Annotated in this window: 1 protein-coding gene; it reads right to left on the minus strand. The window is 43.4% G+C overall.

Features of this window, described 5'->3' with window-relative positions; translation table 11 throughout:
• Positions 1-553: 553 nt before the first annotated feature.
• Positions 554-1,039 carry a hypothetical protein gene (locus BC349_RS11380; protein WP_187256896.1) on the minus strand — a complete coding sequence of 162 codons (486 nt, stop codon included), beginning with the start codon at positions 1,037-1,039 and terminating at the stop codon, positions 554-556.
• Positions 1,040-1,761: the final 722 nt, after the last annotated feature.

A 1,761-nucleotide genomic window follows, 5' to 3' on the forward strand; every position in this document is an offset into this window, starting at 1 on the left:
CCCACCATACACCATCGCTGGTAGTTGCACCCCAGTAACGCGGTGGTTTTGTGTCCTGGTAATGTATCTACTTTTATGTTGCCCACCTTACCGATCCGTAGACAAGCCAAACATACAACAGGCGGTGTAACACTTTTATCTGGCAGTTTGCAGCCGGGGGTATCGTGCACATTGTAACCTATACAATTCAAGGGATGTTTTCACATAAGGTCGCCCACCTTGCTATTGGCTTTGATATATACAACCTGAAACCCCCGCACCCACAACCTGTTAGCCATTCATTGCTACAACCTATGAGGGCTAGGTGTTGCTCTTGCTATTCATTCCGATTGACAGCAATACCGTTTCGTATAACGTTGACGTATTTGTATTGCCAGGGCCATTACTAACGTCCCGCCCGGCTCAGCCGATATATTATTTACAAATGACCATATTTATAATCAAAAGCCTAATTGAAACCGTGACCAGCCTGGACTAATGCTCATCATTGATCTACAGCTGAAGTTCCAACGTCCCGCCCTGGTAATACAAATACACGTGTTGGCGGCTGAATTTATTTTTTCTTCTTTATTTTTTGATAAGTACCTAGTAACTGGTCAAGCCTGGGAATTCTTTCGTCTTTTGGATCCTGGCCAAAAATTAGGTTCAAAAGAAGTTCAGTATTTCTATATTCTGTCTCGCTTTTTATCATCCCGGCCTCAATTATTTTCTCAACCTTATTATGCAGTTTACCAAATAGATCTGGATTAAAGCCAGTTTCTCTCTCAATGTAAAGTTGGTAGCCAATGTCATTTGCTTCAATGCAACCCTCTGAAATATCATTAAACCACCTTTTAAGCTTGCTTAAGCTATTTATGGAATTTGAATCGTCAATAATCTTTAAAAAGTGGCGCTTTGTCATTTCAAGAAATTCTACAAACTTCTGATCATCTTTCCTGAACTTCAATTCTTCCTCAACTTGTTTAAGTTGGTATTCAAGTCCTGCCTTAATAACCCTTCTGTAAAGGTTTATTTCATCAAAATTTTCGGGATGTTTCATTTTCTTGGATTGCTAGGTTTTTTGGACTTAATAGCCGCCAACGGTTACGGATTGGCGAAAGCAGGGCCATTACTAACGTCCCGCCCGGCCCAGCCGATTATTTATTTACAAATGTTCATACTTATTTTCAAAAGCCCAATTGAAAACGTGACAAGCCTGATCCGCTGCCGATCATAGTTCCAATGTCGATGGCCTTTGATGTCCCGCCCTGCCTTTTGCCAATACGCATGTTATGCGAATGGTTACTGGACCCTGCCTATACATTAACAGCCTGCTGAACAATTCTTCAGAGCTTCACCCTAATTGTAACCTTTGCACCTCCAGGGTAACTGCAGGAGCTATTGTCCAAAAGGTTTGTTTCCGGCTCTTTTGCACCCCACCTTACACCGAGCCTTAGTATTGCAGTAGCGGAGTGCGGTGTTTTAGTGTCCTATTATTTGTCTCTGTCTCCTAATCGCCCACCTTGCCTAACCACGTAAATGCTGCACACTCAGCACGCGGTGTAACACAACAGTCAGGCACTTTCCATCCGGGGGTATCGTACAGCAGAACCTGCTTTCGTTTCAAAGGGACTGCTACTTCGAATACTGCCCACCTGGATGGTGGTTTTGCAACTTACACTTTAAGACCCCCGCACTTTCAGACCGCTCCACCAATATTGCATTACAGGTTGGGTGCAGAGTAGCGAGGCCATTTCGCATAACGATTAGGGATTTGGTTTG

Source organism: Flavihumibacter stibioxidans, from assembly GCF_014332695.1.
GTDB classification, from domain to species: Bacteria; Bacteroidota; Bacteroidia; order Chitinophagales; family Chitinophagaceae; genus Flavihumibacter; species Flavihumibacter stibioxidans.

What these genes read in the sequence shown, in the direction of transcription:
- BC349_RS11380 (WP_187256896.1), bottom strand. Translation starts at nt 1,039, where the DNA reads ATGAAACATCCCGAAAATTTTGATGAAATAAACCTTTACAGAAGGGTT.